19 protein-coding genes are annotated in these 18,907 nt (G+C 43.2%); 4 read left to right on the forward strand and 15 right to left on the reverse strand.

Going from position 1 to position 18,907, the window contains the following annotated elements:
• Positions 1–82: 82 nt before the first annotated feature.
• The 4 genes from YK48G_RS08295 to YK48G_RS08310 all read right to left on the reverse strand — a co-directional run bounded on the left by YK48G_RS08295 (position 83) and on the right by YK48G_RS08310 (position 2,514).
• A complete protein-coding gene (locus tag YK48G_RS08295; RefSeq protein ID WP_203630255.1) occupies positions 83–988 on the reverse strand; it encodes a metal ABC transporter solute-binding protein in 906 nt (301 codons plus the stop codon).
• Positions 989–1,135: 147 nt separating this feature from the next.
• Positions 1,136–1,573 (reverse strand): type II toxin-antitoxin system HicB family antitoxin, encoded by a 438-nt coding sequence (locus YK48G_RS08300; protein WP_203630256.1) that lies wholly within the window; start codon positions 1,571–1,573, stop codon positions 1,136–1,138.
• Positions 1,574–1,607: 34 nt separating this feature from the next.
• Positions 1,608–1,790, reverse strand: coding sequence for a type II toxin-antitoxin system HicA family toxin (locus YK48G_RS08305; RefSeq protein ID WP_203630257.1), 183 nt, complete (start codon positions 1,788–1,790; stop codon positions 1,608–1,610).
• A 103-nt stretch (positions 1,791–1,893) separates the two neighbouring features.
• Positions 1,894–2,514, reverse strand: coding sequence for a peptidoglycan recognition protein family protein (locus YK48G_RS08310; protein WP_232365329.1), 621 nt, complete (start codon positions 2,512–2,514; stop codon positions 1,894–1,896).
• A 214-nt stretch (positions 2,515–2,728) separates the two neighbouring features.
• Between YK48G_RS08310 and YK48G_RS08315 the strand changes: the two genes are divergently transcribed.
• A complete protein-coding gene (locus tag YK48G_RS08315) occupies positions 2,729–3,346 on the forward strand; it encodes an isochorismatase family protein (RefSeq protein WP_203630259.1) in 618 nt (205 codons plus the stop codon).
• 282 nt (positions 3,347–3,628) lie between these two features.
• On the opposite strand, the gene brnQ is transcribed toward YK48G_RS08315, so the two are convergent.
• The 3 genes from brnQ to YK48G_RS08330 all read right to left on the reverse strand — a co-directional run bounded on the left by brnQ (position 3,629) and on the right by YK48G_RS08330 (position 8,420).
• A complete protein-coding gene (gene brnQ, locus YK48G_RS08320) occupies positions 3,629–5,026 on the reverse strand; it encodes a branched-chain amino acid transport system II carrier protein (protein WP_203630260.1) in 1,398 nt (465 codons plus the stop codon).
• 759 nt (positions 5,027–5,785) lie between these two features.
• The gene (locus tag YK48G_RS08325; RefSeq protein ID WP_203630261.1) at positions 5,786–6,265 is read right to left on the reverse strand and encodes a hypothetical protein; all 480 of its coding nucleotides are present in this window, start codon (positions 6,263–6,265) and stop codon (positions 5,786–5,788) included.
• A gap of 130 nt (positions 6,266–6,395) precedes the next feature.
• On the reverse strand, positions 6,396–8,420 hold the full coding sequence (locus YK48G_RS08330; protein WP_203630262.1) for a KUP/HAK/KT family potassium transporter: 2,025 nt from the start codon (positions 8,418–8,420) through the stop codon (positions 6,396–6,398).
• 128 nt (positions 8,421–8,548) lie between these two features.
• Here YK48G_RS08330 and YK48G_RS08335 point away from each other — a divergent pair, with 128 nt between their 5' ends.
• Positions 8,549–8,821 (forward strand): hypothetical protein, encoded by a 273-nt coding sequence (locus YK48G_RS08335; protein ID WP_203630263.1) that lies wholly within the window; start codon positions 8,549–8,551, stop codon positions 8,819–8,821.
• Positions 8,822–8,881: 60 nt separating this feature from the next.
• Here the strand turns inward: YK48G_RS08335 and YK48G_RS08340 are convergent, their stop codons facing one another.
• Genes YK48G_RS08340 through YK48G_RS08350 form a run of 3 tightly spaced genes read right to left on the reverse strand, consistent with a single transcriptional unit; the run spans position 8,882 to position 11,716 of the window.
• Positions 8,882–9,751, reverse strand: a complete 870-nt coding sequence (locus YK48G_RS08340) for an alpha/beta hydrolase (protein ID WP_203630264.1) — start codon at positions 9,749–9,751, stop codon at positions 8,882–8,884.
• Positions 9,748–10,980: a PTS transporter subunit EIIC gene (locus YK48G_RS08345; RefSeq protein WP_203630265.1), complete on the reverse strand. Its 1,233-nt coding sequence runs from the start codon at positions 10,978–10,980 to the stop codon at positions 9,748–9,750. Before YK48G_RS08345 ends, YK48G_RS08340 begins: the two co-directional genes overlap by 4 nt.
• A gap of 31 nt (positions 10,981–11,011) precedes the next feature.
• The gene (locus YK48G_RS08350; protein WP_203630266.1) at positions 11,012–11,716 is read right to left on the reverse strand and encodes a B3/B4 domain-containing protein; all 705 of its coding nucleotides are present in this window, start codon (positions 11,714–11,716) and stop codon (positions 11,012–11,014) included.
• A 77-nt stretch (positions 11,717–11,793) separates the two neighbouring features.
• Between YK48G_RS08350 and YK48G_RS08355 the strand changes: the two genes are divergently transcribed.
• Positions 11,794–12,099 carry a hypothetical protein gene (locus tag YK48G_RS08355; protein WP_203630267.1) on the forward strand — a complete coding sequence of 102 codons (306 nt, stop codon included), beginning with the start codon at positions 11,794–11,796 and terminating at the stop codon, positions 12,097–12,099.
• Between the two features lie 91 nt (positions 12,100–12,190).
• Complete coding sequence (locus tag YK48G_RS08360; protein WP_203630268.1) at positions 12,191–13,165, forward strand: 2-hydroxyacid dehydrogenase family protein; 975 nt, start codon at positions 12,191–12,193, stop codon at positions 13,163–13,165.
• Between the two features lie 55 nt (positions 13,166–13,220).
• On the opposite strand, the gene YK48G_RS08365 is transcribed toward YK48G_RS08360, so the two are convergent.
• The 5 genes from YK48G_RS08365 to YK48G_RS08385 form a co-directional block, all read right to left on the reverse strand.
• Complete coding sequence (locus YK48G_RS08365) at positions 13,221–13,679, reverse strand: DUF1836 domain-containing protein (protein WP_203630282.1); 459 nt, start codon at positions 13,677–13,679, stop codon at positions 13,221–13,223.
• A 59-nt stretch (positions 13,680–13,738) separates the two neighbouring features.
• Positions 13,739–14,602, reverse strand: a complete 864-nt coding sequence (locus YK48G_RS08370) for a DegV family protein (protein WP_203630269.1) — start codon at positions 14,600–14,602, stop codon at positions 13,739–13,741.
• A gap of 345 nt (positions 14,603–14,947) precedes the next feature.
• A complete protein-coding gene (locus YK48G_RS08375; RefSeq protein ID WP_308440172.1) occupies positions 14,948–15,385 on the reverse strand; it encodes a hypothetical protein in 438 nt (145 codons plus the stop codon).
• A 369-nt stretch (positions 15,386–15,754) separates the two neighbouring features.
• Positions 15,755–17,509, reverse strand: coding sequence for a pyruvate oxidase (spxB, locus tag YK48G_RS08380; RefSeq protein ID WP_203630270.1), 1,755 nt, complete (start codon positions 17,507–17,509; stop codon positions 15,755–15,757).
• Between the two features lie 367 nt (positions 17,510–17,876).
• On the reverse strand, positions 17,877–18,907 hold a 1,031-nt coding region (locus tag YK48G_RS08385), incomplete at its 5' end, for a bacterial Ig-like domain-containing protein (protein ID WP_203630271.1).

Here is an 18,907-nt window from a genome sequence, read left to right on the forward strand (position 1 = left end):
AAGCCGTCCAGAGTTAACATATCATGTCGCGTAATCGATTACAAACCAAACTCGGAGCTATTGAACTCCTAGTAATGAGACCTTACTTTAAAATATTAATCAATTGTGAATATTGATCAGACATCCATTGAACGTAATTCTTGTTGGCCGGTAACGTCTCAGTTACTGGTAATACAGGAACATTATTCTTCTTAGCTAAGGCAACTAAGTTATTAACTGTCTTGTCATCCACCTGTTTGTTAAAGACAAAGAAGGCAATCTTGTGATTCTTAATCCCGTCCTGCATTGTTTTAATCGTTTGCGGAGATGGGTCAACGTCTTTTTCAGTATCATTCTCGAACTCAGGATCGCCAACTTTGAAGCCAATTGCTTTTAGTGCGTAATCAAAGACCGGTTCACTAACGTAAACGTTTTTATTCTTCTTAGTAGCTGCAATCTGCTTAAGCTGAGAAATCTTACTGTTAATTGGTTTCAAAGATGCGATGTATTTCTTAGCATTCTTTTTGAAGTAAGCTTTGTTCTTTGGTTGAAGTTTACCTAACTTGGTTGCAATCGTGTTAGCTAACTTAGGCATCGTTGCTGGGTTATACCAAAGATGGGGGTTATCACCATTTTGCTTAGCCATCAAATCTTCGCCGACTTTGATGTAATCAACTTTACTACTATCCTTAACCAGCTTGTTCATCCAGCCGTCATAGCCAATTCCATTAGCAACGACAATCTTTGAACCCACCGTCTGCTTGGCAACCTTAGTGGAAGGCTGATAATCATGAGGGTCAATATTGGGGTTTGTAATAACGGATGTCACATCCCCTTTATTACCAGCAACTTTTTTGGCAACCTCACCATAAAAGTCAGTGGTAGCGGTAATTTTAATCTTACCATTCTTAGCCGAACTGCTGTTGGAACATCCTGCCGCAATAACGCCCAGCGAAACGACCAATAGGGCCACAAATAAAAACTTAAACCTCAATAATTTATGTAACATTAAATGACCTCTCCTTTTCTAAATCGTACCGATTACTCTTTAGATAATAGAATAAAAAATACAATTTGTAAATAGTTAATTGAAATCTTTTTACAAATTGCATTGATTGAATTTGGATTTAGTGTGCATCTAAGAATTAGAAACAATTCATTTAGCATTTGAAATGGCTTTGGTAAGTAACTTAGAGAAATTAACTCGTTTCTTTTTACCCATGGTATCCGCCCATTTGGGAATCGTTAACGTTTTTTTCACAGGTTGATCATTATGCAAATAATGATCAACCTCAACGGAAACCATGGAGGTAAATGACCGTTGAGGATCATATGTTAAGGAAAAATCTGGTTCTTGTTTAAAAGGATTGTCATTAACTAAAGAAATATTATTTAAATTTGAAGGTTGGGGCAATTGACGACCGTTATCCAAATCATCGGCCGCTACAATTCCTAACCAGTCCGCTGCCATTTTCATGGCATCCGCAATATCCGTTCCCTGAGTTCCGGATGAACCAAAATCCGGGAAGTAAACATAGTATTTAGTTGCTTCATTAAAAGCGTAGTAGAACAAAGCTGGATAGGCAATGTACATGGTAGCACTCCTTTCGCTGCGCAAAGAAAGCCGACTATAGTAGCCCAGCTTCCTTCCTAATGCCGCGTTCGGTGTATTTGTTTAGTTCACCGTGCGGAACAATTATCGGTCGATTGCCAGGCTTTTCCATTTTCACATGGGAACCCTTACCACCGCTGGCTATTGACCAGCCATGCTTGGTCAGCAACTTAACCATTTGTTTTTGTGTCATAGGCATGTGCACGATGCCTCCCGACAAGGGTCATTTTAGCACGTACAACACGTGCCTACAATTAAAAAATGGTAAGCCGCAAATGAAGGTGCCCAAACAGTCTCCATCCTCACAAATTCTCATAATTTGTCAATACTAAATGATAAAACTGTTTCATCGTATAGGCTTGATGGAAGTACTTCTTACCCCGATTCTTATAATAGCCAACTGGATCGGTGTGGTCGGACCCTCCCAAATACTTGGCAGCCGCTGCGTGCGACCAAACCGTTCCTTTGCCGTCGTAGCAAGCGTCATTTGGCTTAAGCTTGTATTCTTTTAATAAGTAAGCCACGTAATAAGCTGCGTTTTCAACTTCTTGAGCAAAGTTCTTCTTCGTATGCATTTCGACCTGCTCAAACTGAACAAACCGTGCGTTACCAGGATAGCCAACGCCCCAGGCCAGGTAATTCGTGTTGGCGATGTTAATGATGTGGTCGTCGTCAACGAACGAATGAACAAAGGCGTTTCGATAATTCTTCTTCATATAAGCAATTTCGCCAAAAATATCCGAGTGCGGGTTACCAGTTTCGTGGACAACTACGCCTTCTGGCTTGCCCTTGCCGTGACGATACTTATAATGTGGGAAGCCACCCCAAATTTTGGTCGTAATTGTGACATGCTTAATATGATGCTTGGCAATATAATGATTGACTGCTGAGGCATTTACTTGGGGAACCAATATTCCTAACATGATTAACATACTGATGAAAGCTATCATAACTCTTACTAATCTTTTTTCCATTCTATTACTCGCCACTTTATTTTTGTCTACCCTCTATCTTAATTCAAACAGCTAAACTTTCAAGCAACGCTTACTTTTTTAAAAAAGGCGTCGTTTCACAAGCCAAATGGGTGTATTATGTAAGCGAATTCAATGATTATTTAAATTGGGAGGTTTTCGTAACATGACAAGTATGGATAAACGCGGTAAGGACGATGAATTACTTTCACCTTCAAATTCTCTTTTGACAATTATCGATTTTCAACCACTTCAGGTTAACTCGATTGGCTCCATGAAACACGCTGATTTAATTAATAACGCCACAATGGTCACCAGAGTGGCGAAGTTGTACAAGCTCCCTATTATTTTGACAACGGTTCGCGCAAATGGTAAGGCAGAAAATGATACGATTCCTTCAATTAAAAAGGTTGTCGGCGATTTCCATCCTTCATACGATCGGACCACCATTAATGCTTGGGAAGACAAGGAATTCAATCGGGCAATCAAAGCACCCAACCGCAAGAAAATCATCATCATTGCCTTGTGGACAGAGGCTTGCTTAACCTTCCCAACCCTTGATGCCATCAAGGAAGGCTATGAGGTCTATCCAGTCGTTGATGCGGTTGGCGGCACTTCAACGTTAGCTCATCAGACAGCCCTCAGGAGAATCGAGCAAGCTGGCGCCCACTTGATCACAATCCCCCAGATGCTTTGTGAATTGCAGCGTGATTGGAACCGAACAGAAACGGTAACTGGTTTTAATAAACTGATGACTGAAAATGGCGGTTTTACCACGATGTAAGCTTTCAAACAGAGCCCTGCAATGACAAAGTAAAAATCACGTCAACCTACAAGCTAGCCTAAAGAATCATCAAAAGCCGCCTGCGCACAACACCCCTTTTATCGCAGGGCCAACCACCAAGCCGTGGAAAATAAACAAGATAAGTATCAGTTAATTAACGATGAACGCAGCGAAGATTAACTGATATCCCAAATGAAAAAGCTTGAGCTAACAGCCATCTGCTGGAAGCCCAAGCTTTTCTCATGTAAATTTCAAATCAGGTCAGCGATGTGCGTGCCCAACCTATTCTTTCTGGGAACTGGTTGTCCGTACTCTGCCAAGAACTGGTCGCAAGAAGTGATAGCCCAATCCAAGCACAGCGCCAATTGCGGCTGGAGCAACCCAATCCATCCCCAGGCTGGCAAACGGCAATACGTGGGCTTGGAAGGATCCCAAAGCCAAGCCAAACGCACTCTGACTGACAACTGGTGGAAAGGCAGCCACCATGTCAAGCAATGCAGGAACAGTTGTGAAGCCAACGACTAAGGCATAAACAACCGGGTCCCGGTCAAATAATGGTGAAAAGACCGATAAGAGGATTAATACCATCGCAAATGGATACAGGAACATCAACATGGGTGTTGACCACTGGATGATCGTGTCCAAGCCAAAATTAGCCGTCCCAAACGATGCCAGGCACATGAAGCCTAACCAAGCTCTGTAACTCACCTTTGGAAAATGCTTATGGAAGTCTTGGGCAAAGGCAGCTACCAAGCCAACGGCCGTCGTTAAACATGTCACTGTCAGTAACGTTGCCAATAAGGCGTGACCAAAGCCACCCAGATAGTATGTGACCAGCTGGTTAAAAGCGACCCCGCCATCAGCTGAAACCTTGTAAGTTGATAACGTCGTTGTGCCTAACCAGATCAAGACGACGTAGATAAAGCCAATCGCAGTAGTCGCAAAGACCCCTGCTTTAGCAGTTACTTTGGCATTGCTGCTAGGTTTGGTTTTTCCCAACTGGCGAACCGCTGTGACCACCGTAACCCCAAAGGCCAGGCCAGCCAAAGCATCCATCGTGTTGTAGCCCTGCAAAAAGCCATTGAAAAACGACGCATGTTGATAGGCTGTTGTTGCAGCTTGTTTGGCAGCACTGCCCATCGGATTAGTAAAACCAAGTAAAAAGACACTAAATAATAGCAGTAAGAATAACGGGTTCAATACTTTACCAACCGTTGTCATGATGTTGGATTCCCGGAACGAAATCAAGAAGGCCAAGCCAAAAAAGACAGCGGAAAATAATAGCAGGCCAACGTGAGCCATCGAACTTGGCAAAAGCGGTTGGACACCAACACTAAATGGCACCGTTGCTGTCCGGGGAGTTCCAAATAGTGGGCCGATAGTGGCATGAATCATGATCATGAAGGCAAGCGCAAAAGCGGGGCCTAGTGGTTTGCCGATATCATAAACCCCTTCAGAACGCGTCACGCTAACGGCAAGTACCGACAGCAATGGCAAGAGGACGGCTGTTACCAAGAAGCCAACCGTTGCCAATACCCAGTGCGAACCGGCCAATTGTCCCAAATGAATCGGGAAAATCAAATTACCAGCTCCAAAAAACAAACCAAATAACATTGAACTTACAACAAAGTAATCACGTTTTCGTAACGGATTTGGATTTAAATCTTGTAACTCTTTCATATCGAATAAACTCCTTTAGCTGATGTAATTGTTTGAAGCGACTAATCGGACCGTTCTTAATCTGAGATTTCAAGAAAACCATCACCTTTCGTTGTGAATTAAGAGATTGCTGGGAGGAAGTGGCGCTTTGCTTGGCCACCGAGTTGAATGATGCTCCGCCAAGCAGAAACCTCCATATAAGCACCCCAACAATAAATCCCCAAACCATGGATTTATTGTTGGGGAGACTTATATTCCGGTTTCTAACCGCTTGGCTCCGCATACTAAAAAAAGCGCCCCAACTCAACATATCATCTATGCTGAATTAAGGGCGCCCACTGCACTGTACCACCTTATATTTGCAGTTATATCACTACAACTGCCTTTCACGTACGGCCAAAAAAGCGATACGCTAACACGATAATGGGTGTCACCAATGCACGTTACTTAAATTCTTCGGTACATCGCTCAAAAGGGATTTTCACGCTTCTAATCCTGCCTTCTCCCACCAACCAAGGCTCGCTTGCGGACCTAAAAGCGCTACTCAACTTTCTCACAGCGTTCTCTCATTAATTTAGCTTTTATCTTAGCCGGGTATCGCGGCGATGTCAATAGTTAACCTCAAATTAATTACCCCTAGTATCCGGGATAGCCGACAAAATGCGCTTTAACAACCTTAGAAGTTTTATGACGGGGCAGCTTCACACTAGCGTAGACCGGCAAAGTAGTATCCAACCAATGTTTGGGAACGTTTGGTTAACGAATAAGTAATGAATATGCCTAATCACAGCTTGGATAAGCTTCAAATTTGAAATGAACAACTTTAGACACCTTGTGTTTGGGCAGTTTTGCGTATGCGTCGACCGGGTAAGCAGCATCCATATAGAACTTATGATTGGTAACGTTGGTTTTCCATAAAACAACTCGGTCTTTAATCACTTTGTTGTATAAAGTCTTGCTCTGTTGCCTAATGACAACCCGACTGCCAACGGGCGCTTTGATAAAAGCCGTACAAGGAAGAGGTACAAAGGTCGCCTGAATGCCCTTTTCACTAAGCTCTTTTTCACGCTGATCCATTTGTTGCTGTTCCTTTACAATCTTAGGATCGAAGTACTGCTCAATCTTTGGCGCAGACGTTCTTGTGATCTTTACTTTCTTAGCCAAAACCGTAATTGGCTGAGGTTGAATAGCAATTATCATACCAAAGCCAGCAAAAAGCAGTGTCACCATTGCTGAAAAAATTGCTCGTTTAAACATCATAAAGCCCCCTACATATGAGAATACTACAAATACAATCTAATATCCCCTAGGTAAGAAAAACTTTTGATTTAATCATTGAATCTTGAAAAACAGTTTATACCCGACCATCCGCCTTACCCAAGCCCACTCATCATTCCTTAGACGCATAATGATAAATCTTCCGTTGAACCAGATACTGGTCTTTTTCTCGCACAATGAATAACGGGGAACTTTCCTCAACAACATTGCTAAACTCCAAGCCATACCAGTACGTTGGTGATGCCGTAATATTTTGCAAATAGATCCGGCCACCAATCAACCTTTTATCCAACGCGCTTAACTGGTCATTGGCAACCAAGTCGGCCGGCTGTTCATTAATAATCACAAACTTAAAGTCACCCACTTTTCGATGGCGTTGTGTGGAATATTTGGGCACTTGCGGGGCTAAGACGCCTTGATCGACCAAATGATCCACAATCTGATGCAAATAAACACTTACGGACTGAGATTTGCGAAACCCCAAATACAATTGCACGTTAATGATATTTTTCGTTCCTAACATATCCACCGTGTAGTTGCTTTCATAGGGTACATTGGTTTCATTGACCGTCACAAACCAATATACCTTTGCCCGCTTTGGCTCTTGATCCAAGATTGAATACATCGTGCTTCGCTTGATTTGATAGTCACCCTTAATTTTGGTCATATAGACCAAATTGGTTGTAAATAGTGGAACACTTTGATCACGGCTAAGTTCCTGTAATTGATCACGGTACCCTAACAGCGATACGTACTCGCTTTCGCGTTCGTAATGCTCGCGCCGCTTGTTACCAAAATACCAAACCCACATGACATATAGAATTGCCAGCATAATCGCCAACGTAATATAGCCGCCATGAATGAATTTAACCAAGCTGGCAATCAAAAAGACCGTTTCGATACTCCCAAAGAATAGGGCGATCATCAAAGCCACTCCTGGCGATAACTTGGCCTTTAAAAATTCATACAACAAAACCGTCGTCATTAGCATCGTTACTGTAATCGCCAATCCATAAGCCGCTTCCATTTTTTGAGAATTGCCAAAATACCAGACAACTCCCAGCGTCACGAAGCATAAAATCCAATTCACATTAGAAATATAAATTTGATTTTTAAAGTTACTCGGATGTTTCACAATTAATCGTGGCAGAAATTTCAATCCGATCGCTTCGTCAACCAGTGTGTAAGAGCCGGTAATCAATGCCTGCGAAGCAATGATGGCAGCTAGGGTTGCCAAGACAATCCCAAAGAGCCGCCAATTGCCAGGTAGCATCTCATAAAAAGGGTTCAAATCAGACAAGTTGCGATAAGCCGCATCATGCGCGTGGTTCACCACCCAGGCGCCTTGTCCTAAGTAGTTTAAAAATAGGGTCGTATAAACCAGCGGCCAAGTCGCGTGAATGTTTTTCTTGCCAACGTGGCCCATATCCGAATACAGCGCCTCGGCTCCGGTAGTTGCCAGAAAAATACTCCCTAAGATAAAAATGCCAACCTTATTAACTGGACTAAACAAAATTTCGATTGCATAAATTGGCGATAAAGCTTTTAGAACCGCCGGATAAGCTATTAAGTTAATCACCCCAACGACTGCCAAGAAACCAAACCACAGCACCATTACCGGCCCAAACGACTTGCCAATCATACCGGTTCCAAAACGTTGGATCATAAATAGTCCTAATAAAATGGCTGACGTCACTAACAATACATCTTGCTGGGAATTGCTAAACGTGATTGGTCCAAATTGCTGGGACTTTAAGCCTTCAATCGCGGAAGTTACCGTCACTGCTGGTGTTAATGTCCCATCGGCTAAAATTGCCGCGCCCCCAATCAGTGCCGGAAAGATCAGCCACCCAGCATTCTTTCGAACCAACGCGTAAAGCGCAAAAATCCCGCCTTCATGATTATTATCCGCCCGCATCGCGATCACAACATACTTGAGGGTTGTAATAATCATCAAGGTCCAAAAGATAAGTGAAATTGACCCAATAACATAGTCGGGAGAAATATTTCCCATTTTCCCAGCATCCCCAATTAACGCGTTCATCACGTACAACGGAGAAGTCCCGATGTCGCCATATACAATTCCTAAAGTAACCAGCATCCCAGCTAGTGAGACGCGTTCCAGTTGCTTATTCATTTTGACAGCCTCCAACATTCCAAAGATTAAGTCTGAATGTTAGACCAAGGGGCGCCGCAAAACAATCATCTTCACAAAATCAACAAACTTATTTCATAATAAAGTCAAAAACGCAGCCAGGTGTCATTTTGATATTAATAATGAGTGGTTCTAGTGGTGCCGCGCCCCAAAGCGGCAGCCAATCCGGTTCAGCGAAAAAAGCAAAGCTGCCAAGTGGTTCAAAGAAACCGAGTGGCAAGAAGCCGACCGGTAAAAGCGGTAGTGCGCCAACGGGAAATAGCTCATCCAGCGGCAAGACTTATAAAACCGTCCAAGCCTACATCAAATCTCTCAATAAAAATGGGACGTGGATCAAGTACAATGGCCAAAGTTACCAACTTAAAAGCATTTGTGACCCATGAAAAGAAGGTCGAAAACCATCCTTAATTCTCAAATAAGTTAGCCACCCGTTGCCTAACCCATTAGTGAAGTACTGGCTCATTCAAGCGAACTTGCCGTCGCCGCTTAGCCGTTAGCATGTAGTGGTTAATGAGATTGACAATCTGACGATTTTGGGGAAGATCCGAATGTTGAGCATTCGAGCCAGACACGGTCATCGTTGTAAAATGCTTCACCTGACCTTGAAAAATGTAGCGGCTGGCCATCACGCTCGTTAATGGCACAATCCCGTCAGAAGTATAGTTTTGCGTCCCAGCGACCGAATAAACGTTTAAATTAGTCGGCAGTTTTTTCCGATTTTTAATGAAGTCCGATAACATCTGGGTCTTATTATTAACGTTACGTTCATTGAAGTTAAACGGCGAACCAATTGTCATGAGCTTTGTGACTTGAACCTCATTTGCATACTGTGAATAATCTTTTTCAAGAAAAACGGTAAAAATTAATCCACCGTTAGAATGGCCAACCACTTCAAAGCGGCTAAAGCTCAAGCGCTCATTTAAGGCCTTGAAAGCAAGGTTAAATTGCCGCGCTTGGTTCTTAATGTTTGAATAACCGTCATGATTGTTTTCAAATCCGACTACGATGATTGGTGCCCGGTCCCGGGGACGCATTTCACCAGAGAACGTTAAATGATCGTTTTTAGCCACTCGAATCTTCAATAAGCTATGTGGATTTCTGCGATTAACGTTTAACTCTTTAACTAACGAATCAAAACGATTCTCCGTCGCCGAACTTCCAGGAATCATAATCAGTGGGACAATCGTTGAATTATGCCGCTGGGCTAATTGTGAGACGTTTTTTCGTGACCATTGAAGAGATACGCCGATAACAGCAACCCCCATCACAATGCTTATGAGAGCGATTAACCAATGCCTTTTTTTCCATGTCATTTCAACTCACCCGCACTTTTTTGCACTCGTTCCGCCAGCTTGATAAACGGCGCATACATTAAAACATCCAAAACAATTAGGAAAATTCCCAGTAATAACGAAACCCAATTACCGTTCGTCCCTAAAAAGGCGATTAAAGGCCCCGGCGTGCCAGCTGGAACTGGATAAACCGCCGCAGGGAGCCAATGCAACGCTAAAAATATCGCTGCAATTATTATATTAACGATAGGCACCAAAATAAATGGCAACAGAAAAATCGGGTTAAATAAGACTGGGATGCCGACCATCATGGCGTAATGGCTATTAAAAAGGGCTGGAAAGATTGACCACTTGGAGATGGTTCGACTGTTTGCTCGTTTTGAAAAAATCAAGATTGCAATAATTAAAGCTAACATCACGCCATTGCCACCAAAGTTAGCATAACTATGAAATAGCGTGGTGTCGGTGTATGGGTGGGGGGCATTCCAAGGCGATCCCGTTTTGAGGGCATGATTTAAATTAGCAATTGACGCCGGATCAGTGAAAGTTGGGCTGGCTGTATACGGCCCGCCAATCCCTAACCAGGATAGCAATTCCGTTAACGCGCCCATCATTAAGACAAACGACAAAGCGTTACCTGACGTTGGCTGGGTGCCGCTAATCGCCATGATTGAAAGGGATCCAGTTCGACTCAAAAAGCTCATTAGCCAATTCACGCTAACGGCTAACACAAAAATGAGGGTTAGTCGCCACATCATTTCTTGTAAATCAGACCGCCGATTTTTAAAAGCACTCAAGATTCGGCCACAAACATAGCCGACCAGCATCCCCACTAGCAGCCCTTCTGTCATTAAAAGCGGATTAAAGGTCACTCGGCCACCGCTTCGAGCTTGAAAGGCAATCATCAAAAACGCTAGTAGTCCGATTAAGCCCGCGCTTGGTGAGGATTTTTGCCGATACACTTTAACGGTAAAGTAAGCAGTCCCATAAGCGCCATACATCCCAACCATTCCAAGCGTACAGCGATAGATTATCGCCATCAAAGCTGAAAGTTGCCGATCAAAGGGAAGCCAATGAGTGACATTAAAAATTGTCGCGACATAACCACTGGCCGTCAAAAAAACAAACTGTAAGACCTCGGCTGAACTTCCCAGCAATATCACTGGAAATAACAATTGAAATGTTTGCTGCATCACTCGGGCGACTCTACTGTGGTATGCCCTAACCATTAACGCCATTGATTGATTCATTTTCTGAACCCCCCCTTAATGGAGATCATTTTTACTCATACATCACCGTCGGCTGCTCCTTAGTCACGTACTGTGTTTTGGTCGTTGCCCCCAAATACTTCTCAATATTTCCGGTCAACTCAGTCATCGCCCGCTCATGGTCTTGTCGCCACTCTGGTTTTAAACATTCTGAGTACATCAAAATATCAGTTGAGTCCTCGGTCGTTTCCACCCGTTTGGCATCCCGCCAAGCCCAACAACGGCTGGTAACGCCTTCTTCATCTCGATAAATTACTTCGCCAGGCAACGCGGGATCCGGTTCATCTTCGCCAATTGCCGTAAATGGCTCGCCGCCCTTGGCAACTTCCAAGCTGATTCCCCCTTGAATCTTCTGTAGGTCAAGCGCGCCAATCGGAAAGCCCGTCCGCAGGGATTCAACGTTATAGATGTCAACCAGTGGGTCAATGCTGCGAACTGGGTTGCCCTTCTTTGCCCGTTTTAGCAAATTTTCCACGGCAAAGCGGGCGCCTTTTTTAGTCTTAAACTTCTTAAAGGCTTGCCGCCATTCATGAATCAGCGGATTGGCACTAATTGGCTCATTGGGAATCAAATCGGCTACACTGGCGTTCGCTTCTGCCAACATTTCTGGCGGGACCTGTTCCTTTTGATGATTATCCAGATGATGAACCGTGATAACAGCAATCTTAACGTCTGGGAAGATTTTCCAAAAGCTAGGTTGGACGGTAAATTGACTCATTATTTTTTCCACCTCATCTAATTGATAATATACTGAAACATCTAAACTAATAGTAATTAATTCTGAGAGCGTTAACAATGCTCATTTCGCCAATATTAAGCGTAAAAAATGCACTCTATGAAATTCAAGCAAAAAAGTTGCTAGCCACAACCACCGCTGGCAAAGATGAAACTAGATTGCCGCTTTTAGAGATATTCAACCGTTTAGGCCAATGCCACACAGAATTTAAGCGTTATTTCATTTCTAACGCATATGAGTTCAAATACCTGCTCATTACAGTTTTGGCCTTACTCCCTTGTATGGGGCAATCCAAGCATCCCAATGCAGACAAGGGGCAAACGTTATCTTTGATCTTAGCCATTCTGCACAATATCTCAATTTAATTTGATCATTGCGACACGTAAACGTTACCAATTCCAGTCGTGAATGGCCTATAATAAAGTTGGAGCAAACTTTTAGAAAAGGAGTGGGAATATGGCAAAAGTATTGATTGCTGGCAGAATTCCTGAACATGCATTGAACATTTTGAAGGATGCCGGCTTGGAAATTGATGAATTTGATGATAGCGGTGCTTTAATCACCAAGGATGAATTAATCAAGCGGGTTGGTGATAAAGACTTTTTGATTACCCCGCTTTCAACCCAAGTCGATAAAGACGTCATCGACAGCGCGCCTAACTTAAAGCTCATCGCTAACTATGGCGCCGGCTTTAATAATATCGATACGGATTACGCCCAATCCAAGGGCATCCCCGTCACCAACACCCCCAAGGTTTCAACAACCTCAACTGCCGAGGTTACTTGTGGGTTAATGATTAGTCTCGCTCATCGCATTGTTGAGGGCGATAAATTGATGAGAGACGAGGGCTTCAGCGGCTGGGCCCCCCTATTTTTCTTGGGCCATCAGTTAGCTGGTAAAACGCTGGGCATCATTGGCATGGGCCAAATTGGCCAAGCGGTTGCCCAACGGATGCACGCCTTTGAGATGAACATTATCTACAATCAGCGTAAACAATTACCTAGCGATGTTGAAGCTAAGCTGGGGGCCAAGTTTGCAACCATCGATGAAGTTATTAAGAGCGCCGATGTTTTAACGCTCCACGTACCGGCAACCCCAGCAACCCATCACCTGATTGGTGCTGATCAGTTTAAGCAAATGAAATCCAGTGCAATGTTAATCAATGCGTCACGGGGACCGGTCATTGATGAGGCCGCTTTGTATGACGCCTTACTAAACCATGAAATTGCCGGTGCAGCGTTAGATGTTTATGAAAAAGAACCCCACGTCGACGATGGCTTCAAGTCCCTCAAGAACGTCATTTTAACACCGCATATCGGTAACGCTACGGTTGAAGCCCGAGACGCCATGGCAGAGATTGTGGCTCAAAATACGGTGGCAATGAATAAAGGAAATCAGCCTGATTATATTGTAAATAACGTCTCACTTTAATTATAAAGGTAAAGGCGGGTTGATGAGAAAATCTTGATTTCTCATCAACTCGCCTTTAGTCTTTCAAAGCCTCTTGCAGTCTTTTCTTAGCCGCCAACCAAAATAGAATTGATTGAACCGCGTCATATTGCATGATTGTTGGCTTGTTGGCGGATGTTAAATCCAAACTATTCAAGGCCGCCGGCACCGTTCCTGATTGAGCCGCCTGCTCGTTAAACATCATCACAAAATTGTTGTAGCCAATCTTAGGAGAACTGTCTTTTAAAATGGCTTTTAAACCAGCCTGAATTTCGGCTAAAGTAAAGATATTCTTCAACAATCCCACAACGATCGCACCAGCTAATTGAGTTCGCCAATACTTCTTCCGAATTGGCGGAATGATGATATCGGCCTTGAAATAGTTATGCATCATTGTTTTAGTAATCTTACTGCCAATAATTGGGCTCAAATATTGATTCGTTAAATCCAACAATTGGTCCAAATGCAAATTAAAGTTTGGCAGCTCATCCCACATTGGTAATTTAATTGATGTTTGCTTTGAGTTATCAGTCAATTGAGCAACTCCTATATTAGTTAAATTGGATCCCCTACTTGAACGGCAATCCCAACCAATCCTGGGCCGGTATGAACACCCAAAACCGGGGAAACACTTCCTTTATAAATTTTATCGCCTGGGAACAAATGATGCAATTGATCGGCTACATTTTGCATTAACGATTCATCAGCGCCGTTAACGACAGCGATTCGCACATTATCTGCCGCTTTAACCGCCTCACTGGCTAGATGAACCATCCGCACAATGGCTTTTTGCTCCGTGCGGGCTTTGGTAATTGGAAAATAAATCCCGTCTTGGTCGCACGAAATGACCGGTTTAATCTTCAAAAGTGAGCCAACTAGGCCAGCTACCCGTCCAATTCGCCCGCCGGCCCGCAAATATTTCAGGCTGGGGATATAAAAAAAGATCCGGCTTTTTGAAACCGCTGCATTCAATCGGTCAACGATTTCTTGATATGATTTGCCAGCATCGATTAATTCCTCAGCATAAACCGCAAACAAGCCGCTACCAATGCCAATATTTTTGGTATTAATCACCACCATGGGCACGCCGGCTTCTTGCGCGGCTTGTTGAAACAGGTGATTAGTTACCGATAGTTTAGCAGAAATTGTAATCCCGATAATGTGGTCAAATCCCTGGGCTTTTAAACGGTCGACTTGTTGCTGAACGCTGCCAAGCGTCGGAGCAGCCGTCGTTGGCAGCTTATCAACACTAGCTAATCGGGTGTAAAATTCGTCTGGCGTGATATCAACATTATCGCGATATTCCTTGCCTTCCAGATTGATCAACATCGGCGCCACCCCAATATTATCGTATTTTGCTAACGTCTCTGGTGGCACGTCAGAACCAGAATCAACTAATAACGCAATTTTTTCAGCCATGAACGATCTCCTCTAATCTATGTAGTTTCGAACACTATTTATCTAGTATTGTATACTACTAATTCTGACTGTCAATACTATCAATCTTAAAACCTCCTAAGATTCGTGATTTGGCGGATCTCAGGAGATTAAGTATGAGTTGCTAATTTACAATTTTTTAGTCGGTCTTGGATTCATCCTTCTTTATGGATTGAAAAAAGATGGAATTGGAAATAACTACCAGTATTCCAGCTTCTAACCGTTCCGTTTTACGCACAAAACAAAAAGGCCAAAAGCAACATTAATTGCCTTTGACCAGTTTGTTGAAGGATGAAGCTCAATATTAATAAAAATAATTTCTAGTAATTAGTCTGCAGCTTGGTAAGGTCCCTTAGTCATTGCCGAGGCTGCAACATAACCTTGACCGCTTACGTAGAAGAAGGTCGCCGTCTTATTGCCAGTTGTGGTAACTTTAACAGAACGGGTTACTTTGTAGGTAACGCCACCCTTTAAAACGCCCTTCTTGGTGAAGGTTACTTTACCAGCGTCAGCATAAAAGAAGCCCTTATAGACGTTGGTATTTGCTTTAATATGGTAGCTCTGTGCTTTAAAATTCTTAACCCCGTTTTTAGCGATATTATAAGTTGTCCCCTTTGTAGCTGTCTTAGTCGTTGTTTTGGCCTTTGCCGTAGTCTTAGTCGTTGCGGCATTAGCAGCTGGTACTGACACAGCAAATGGTGCCGCCAAAGCAAGTGGCAAAGCGAGTGAAGCTACAGTAATCATCGTTGCAAATTTTTTCATCATGTATCCCTCCCTTATTGGATGTGTTCATTATGCCACGTTACAAATCAATGTCAACGAAACATAGCTGTAATATAATGCCTCTTAATAAAAAGTTAAGTAACCGGTAACAATCTATGTATCGATCATGTAAAGACCGATTACATCAGTAATATATCACCATTTCACAAACGTTATCTCAATTGATTTTAGTCGCCTAATGGCCATGATGTTCTGTAACATTTGTAACATTAGACTACTATTTGATTCCCTAATTTGTCAAAAAAACACCCACCAGTGTCCGGCTGGTGAGTGCTTTTAGCTTGTAGAGTTGAATTGTTATGTCACGGTCATCGGATTGACAACGGCACCGATGGCCGCGACAACTTGTAACTAAGACTCTTTGCTTCGTAAAATTTCGCCAAGTGAAGGCTGTTGTTGACGATCAATGTGATATTGTTTTGCAAAGGCATCCGCGGTATCTTCACCAAAGACCTTTGGATCCAATGGCATAAAGGCCGTTGCAACCGGGTCATCTTGCTTGATCTTGGCATCGATAACAATCGGCTTCTTGTTACCGTTAGCTTGGAGATCCTTAATCTTAGCAAAAATGTCATCAAGGTCTTTGATACTCTTAGCCGTAAACCCAATACCACCGAGGCCTTCAGCAACTTTGGCCCAATCCGCATCGTTAATGTCTACGCCATAGAAGTGTTGCTTGGTCTGCATTTGTTCGTACCAAATAAAGCCATAACGGTCATTAGAAAAGACGACGTTAATCACTGGCAGACCATAACGTGCTTCTGTAATGATGTCTTGGCTAACCATTGAGAAGCCACCATCACCAGACAATGACCAAGCTTGGCCTTCCGGCACACTCAAGGCACCAGCAAGGCCGCCTGGAACACCAAATCCCATGGTTGCAAACAGACCCGAAATTGCAAAGCGCTGGTTCTTGTTCATTGGCAATCCACGAACGCTCCATTCAGATACATTACCAGTATCAATGGCATAGGTATCGTTTGGTCCAGCGAGTTCAGCAATTTTCTTAGTAACCGATTCAGCATTCAAGCCATCACTATCGTCGGCTGCTAACTGGTTAATCCACTTGTCCCAGTTCTGCTTATTTTCTTGGTTAGCTTCAAGCCAAGTATCCTTTGGCCGACTTTCACCGGTATCAATCATTGCTTGCAAATAACTCTTGGCATCAGCAATTACCGCGTAATCGACATCGATTCGCTTACCAATATCATAAGGGTTGTTGTTGACTTGAATCATCTTCGTGTTTTGCGGCCAGAAGTTGGCAAATGGGTATTCAGAAGCCAAGAATAAAATCAAATCGGCATTTTGAATTGCTTCAAATCCTGACTTAGTTCCCAATCGACCAGTCGTCCCAATAAAGTTAGGATGGTCGGTGCTGATAACGCCAGTTGCCGGCACACTATTCATCACTGGAATATTAAATTGTTCAGAGAACTTGGTCAAGGTATCGCGAGCACCAAGTAATCCTCGGCCAGCATAGATAAGTGGCCGCTTGGCTTCTTTAATCATTTGGAGCGTGTCACTAACAGCTGAAGGATCAACGCTTTGAGTGAAATCATCAGCTACTGTCAATGGTGTCCGCGTTGGTGTATAGTCAATTTCTTCTGCCGTTAAGTTTTCAGGCAAAACGACCACTGCCACGCCCTTTTGACGATAAGCTTCCTTGATCGCTTGGTTAACCACGTATGGAATTTGGTCAGCGTTGGTTACCTGCTTGTTATAAACCGACACATCGCTAAACATTGGCACTTCATCCATTTCCTGGAAGTAGTTGGTGTTCATCGCTGCTTGGGGAACTTGGCCAATCAATGCTAGAACCGGTACGTGATCCATCTTGGCATCATATAAGCCGTTGAACAGGTGAGTTGCGCCAGGGCCGGCAGAGCCAAAAGCCACACCGATTTTGCCGGTAAACTTCGCATCAGCTGATGCTGCAATTGCACCAACTTCCTCGTGACGGACTTGAATATACTTGACCTTGTCCTTTTCAAGATAAAGGCCCTCAACAGTATGGTTAATCGAACCGCCAGGAATTCCATAGACATGGTCGACATCCCAATCTTCAAGAACCTTTATCAAAGCTTGTCCTGCAATCATCTTAGTCATCGCAATATCTCCTTTTTATCTAAGCGGCAATAAGCGCTTCCAATATTGCCATTTAGTTGTTCATCTATTAAGTATAATCTTAAGAAAAGAAAATGCTAACATTTAGACTTACTTTTGATAAGTTGAATAAATCACAAGCTTAATGTGCTGCCTCCCAATCATTAAACCGTTCCATTAGTGATGCTTCTTACCCAGCATCAGCAGGCCCCCGCCAGAATTCACGCCAACCCAAAAACAAATTGCTCCTTTCACTCAGAACTCTTGAGTGAAAGAAGCAATTTGTTTAAATTTGAAACTGGTATGCACTTTTCTTAATCTAACATCAATCGGCAAGCTAACCTAGCGTTTCTAACTGTATAAAATTAGCTTATTTTGTTACATGCGGTTTAGCAACACTAATGAATTGTTTGTTAGCTGAAACAAAGTGACCGTTAGCTAGCTTAAATCGGTTAACGCCATCCGAACGCTTGGCCCAAGCAACAATATTTAGCTTAGTACCTTGCTTAACGAACTTAATCCGATCCTTCTTATTAAATTTAGTACCCTTGTACTCGTACAATCCCTTTGGGTTATCTGAATACATAGTAGCATGCTTTGCTCGCCAGTAAAGTGGAGCAACGTACTTACTGTTAGCAGTAATGTAACTGCCGTCGGACAACTTGTAACGTGCATGACCGTTCTTGTTGGTTACTTTGGCAACCACTTTAAAGGTAGATGCCTTGTAACGTGGGGCTTTCTTGTAGCCCTTGATCCGGTTCTTCTTGGTGAACACGGTTGACTTGTAACGGTATACTGCTCGCTTGTTATAAATCATAAACGACTTATAACCCTCGACTCCAGTAGTCTTGGCAGGTTGTTTGGTTACAGTGCCGGTTGAGTTGGCCGAGCTCCCGTTGTTGGTAGTCGAAGCATTGTTGTTACTTGGGTTTACAATGGTTCCACTATTACCACCGTTGTTATTTGAAGCTGCGTCAACAATAACTTTAGTAGTAGCAGTTTTACCGTTGAAGCTGTAAGTTACGGTGTAAATTCCAGCTCGGGTAGTATCAAAATCAACCCCGGCAACTTTCAAACCTTGCTTAATGGCATCAGCATAATTCAATTGTTGACCGTCTTTAGTCGTAGCAGAAATGAAACCTTGACTGGCGTCAAACTTAGCGCCGTTAGCCAATTCAATCGTTGGCGTTGTTTTTAAGGCCGTCTGATTATTCTTAACTGTAACCAATGAAGTAGCAATTTGACCCCCGTAAGAGTAAGTAACTTTGTAAGTACCGGCTTTGGTAGTATCAACCTTGTCAGCACCATTGACGGTAACATCTTTAAAGTCAACGGCTTTACCGTCTTTACCAGTTGCACTAACAAAGGCATCTTGGGCGTTAAACTTGTCGCCGGTGTACA

The organism is Lentilactobacillus fungorum (assembly GCF_016860605.1).
Lineage (GTDB): Bacteria > Bacillota > Bacilli > Lactobacillales > Lactobacillaceae > Lentilactobacillus > Lentilactobacillus fungorum.

What these genes read in the sequence shown, in the direction of transcription:
- YK48G_RS08295 (WP_203630255.1), bottom strand. Translation starts at nt 988, where the DNA reads ATGTTACATAAATTATTGAGGTTTAAGTTTTTATTTGTGGCCCTATTG.
- YK48G_RS08300 (WP_203630256.1), bottom strand. Translation starts at nt 1,573, where the DNA reads ATGTACATTGCCTATCCAGCTTTGTTCTACTACGCTTTTAATGAAGCA.
- YK48G_RS08305 (WP_203630257.1), bottom strand. Translation starts at nt 1,790, where the DNA reads ATGCCTATGACACAAAAACAAATGGTTAAGTTGCTGACCAAGCATGGC.
- YK48G_RS08310 (WP_232365329.1), bottom strand. Translation starts at nt 2,514, where the DNA reads ATGTTAGGAATATTGGTTCCCCAAGTAAATGCCTCAGCAGTCAATCAT.
- YK48G_RS08315 (WP_203630259.1), top strand. Translation starts at nt 2,729, where the DNA reads ATGACAAGTATGGATAAACGCGGTAAGGACGATGAATTACTTTCACCT.
- brnQ (WP_203630260.1), bottom strand. Translation starts at nt 5,026, where the DNA reads ATGAAAGAGTTACAAGATTTAAATCCAAATCCGTTACGAAAACGTGAT.
- YK48G_RS08325 (WP_203630261.1), bottom strand. Translation starts at nt 6,265, where the DNA reads ATGATGTTTAAACGAGCAATTTTTTCAGCAATGGTGACACTGCTTTTT.
- YK48G_RS08330 (WP_203630262.1), bottom strand. Translation starts at nt 8,420, where the DNA reads ATGAATAAGCAACTGGAACGCGTCTCACTAGCTGGGATGCTGGTTACT.
- YK48G_RS08340 (WP_203630264.1), bottom strand. Translation starts at nt 9,751, where the DNA reads ATGACATGGAAAAAAAGGCATTGGTTAATCGCTCTCATAAGCATTGTG.
- YK48G_RS08345 (WP_203630265.1), bottom strand. Translation starts at nt 10,980, where the DNA reads ATGAATCAATCAATGGCGTTAATGGTTAGGGCATACCACAGTAGAGTC.
- YK48G_RS08350 (WP_203630266.1), bottom strand. Translation starts at nt 11,716, where the DNA reads ATGAGTCAATTTACCGTCCAACCTAGCTTTTGGAAAATCTTCCCAGAC.
- YK48G_RS08355 (WP_203630267.1), top strand. Translation starts at nt 11,794, where the DNA reads ATGCTCATTTCGCCAATATTAAGCGTAAAAAATGCACTCTATGAAATT.
- YK48G_RS08360 (WP_203630268.1), top strand. Translation starts at nt 12,191, where the DNA reads ATGGCAAAAGTATTGATTGCTGGCAGAATTCCTGAACATGCATTGAAC.
- YK48G_RS08365 (WP_203630282.1), bottom strand. Translation starts at nt 13,679, where the DNA reads ATGTGGGATGAGCTGCCAAACTTTAATTTGCATTTGGACCAATTGTTG.
- YK48G_RS08370 (WP_203630269.1), bottom strand. Translation starts at nt 14,602, where the DNA reads ATGGCTGAAAAAATTGCGTTATTAGTTGATTCTGGTTCTGACGTGCCA.
- YK48G_RS08375 (WP_308440172.1), bottom strand. Translation starts at nt 15,385, where the DNA reads ATGATGAAAAAATTTGCAACGATGATTACTGTAGCTTCACTCGCTTTG.
- spxB (WP_203630270.1), bottom strand. Translation starts at nt 17,509, where the DNA reads ATGACTAAGATGATTGCAGGACAAGCTTTGATAAAGGTTCTTGAAGAT.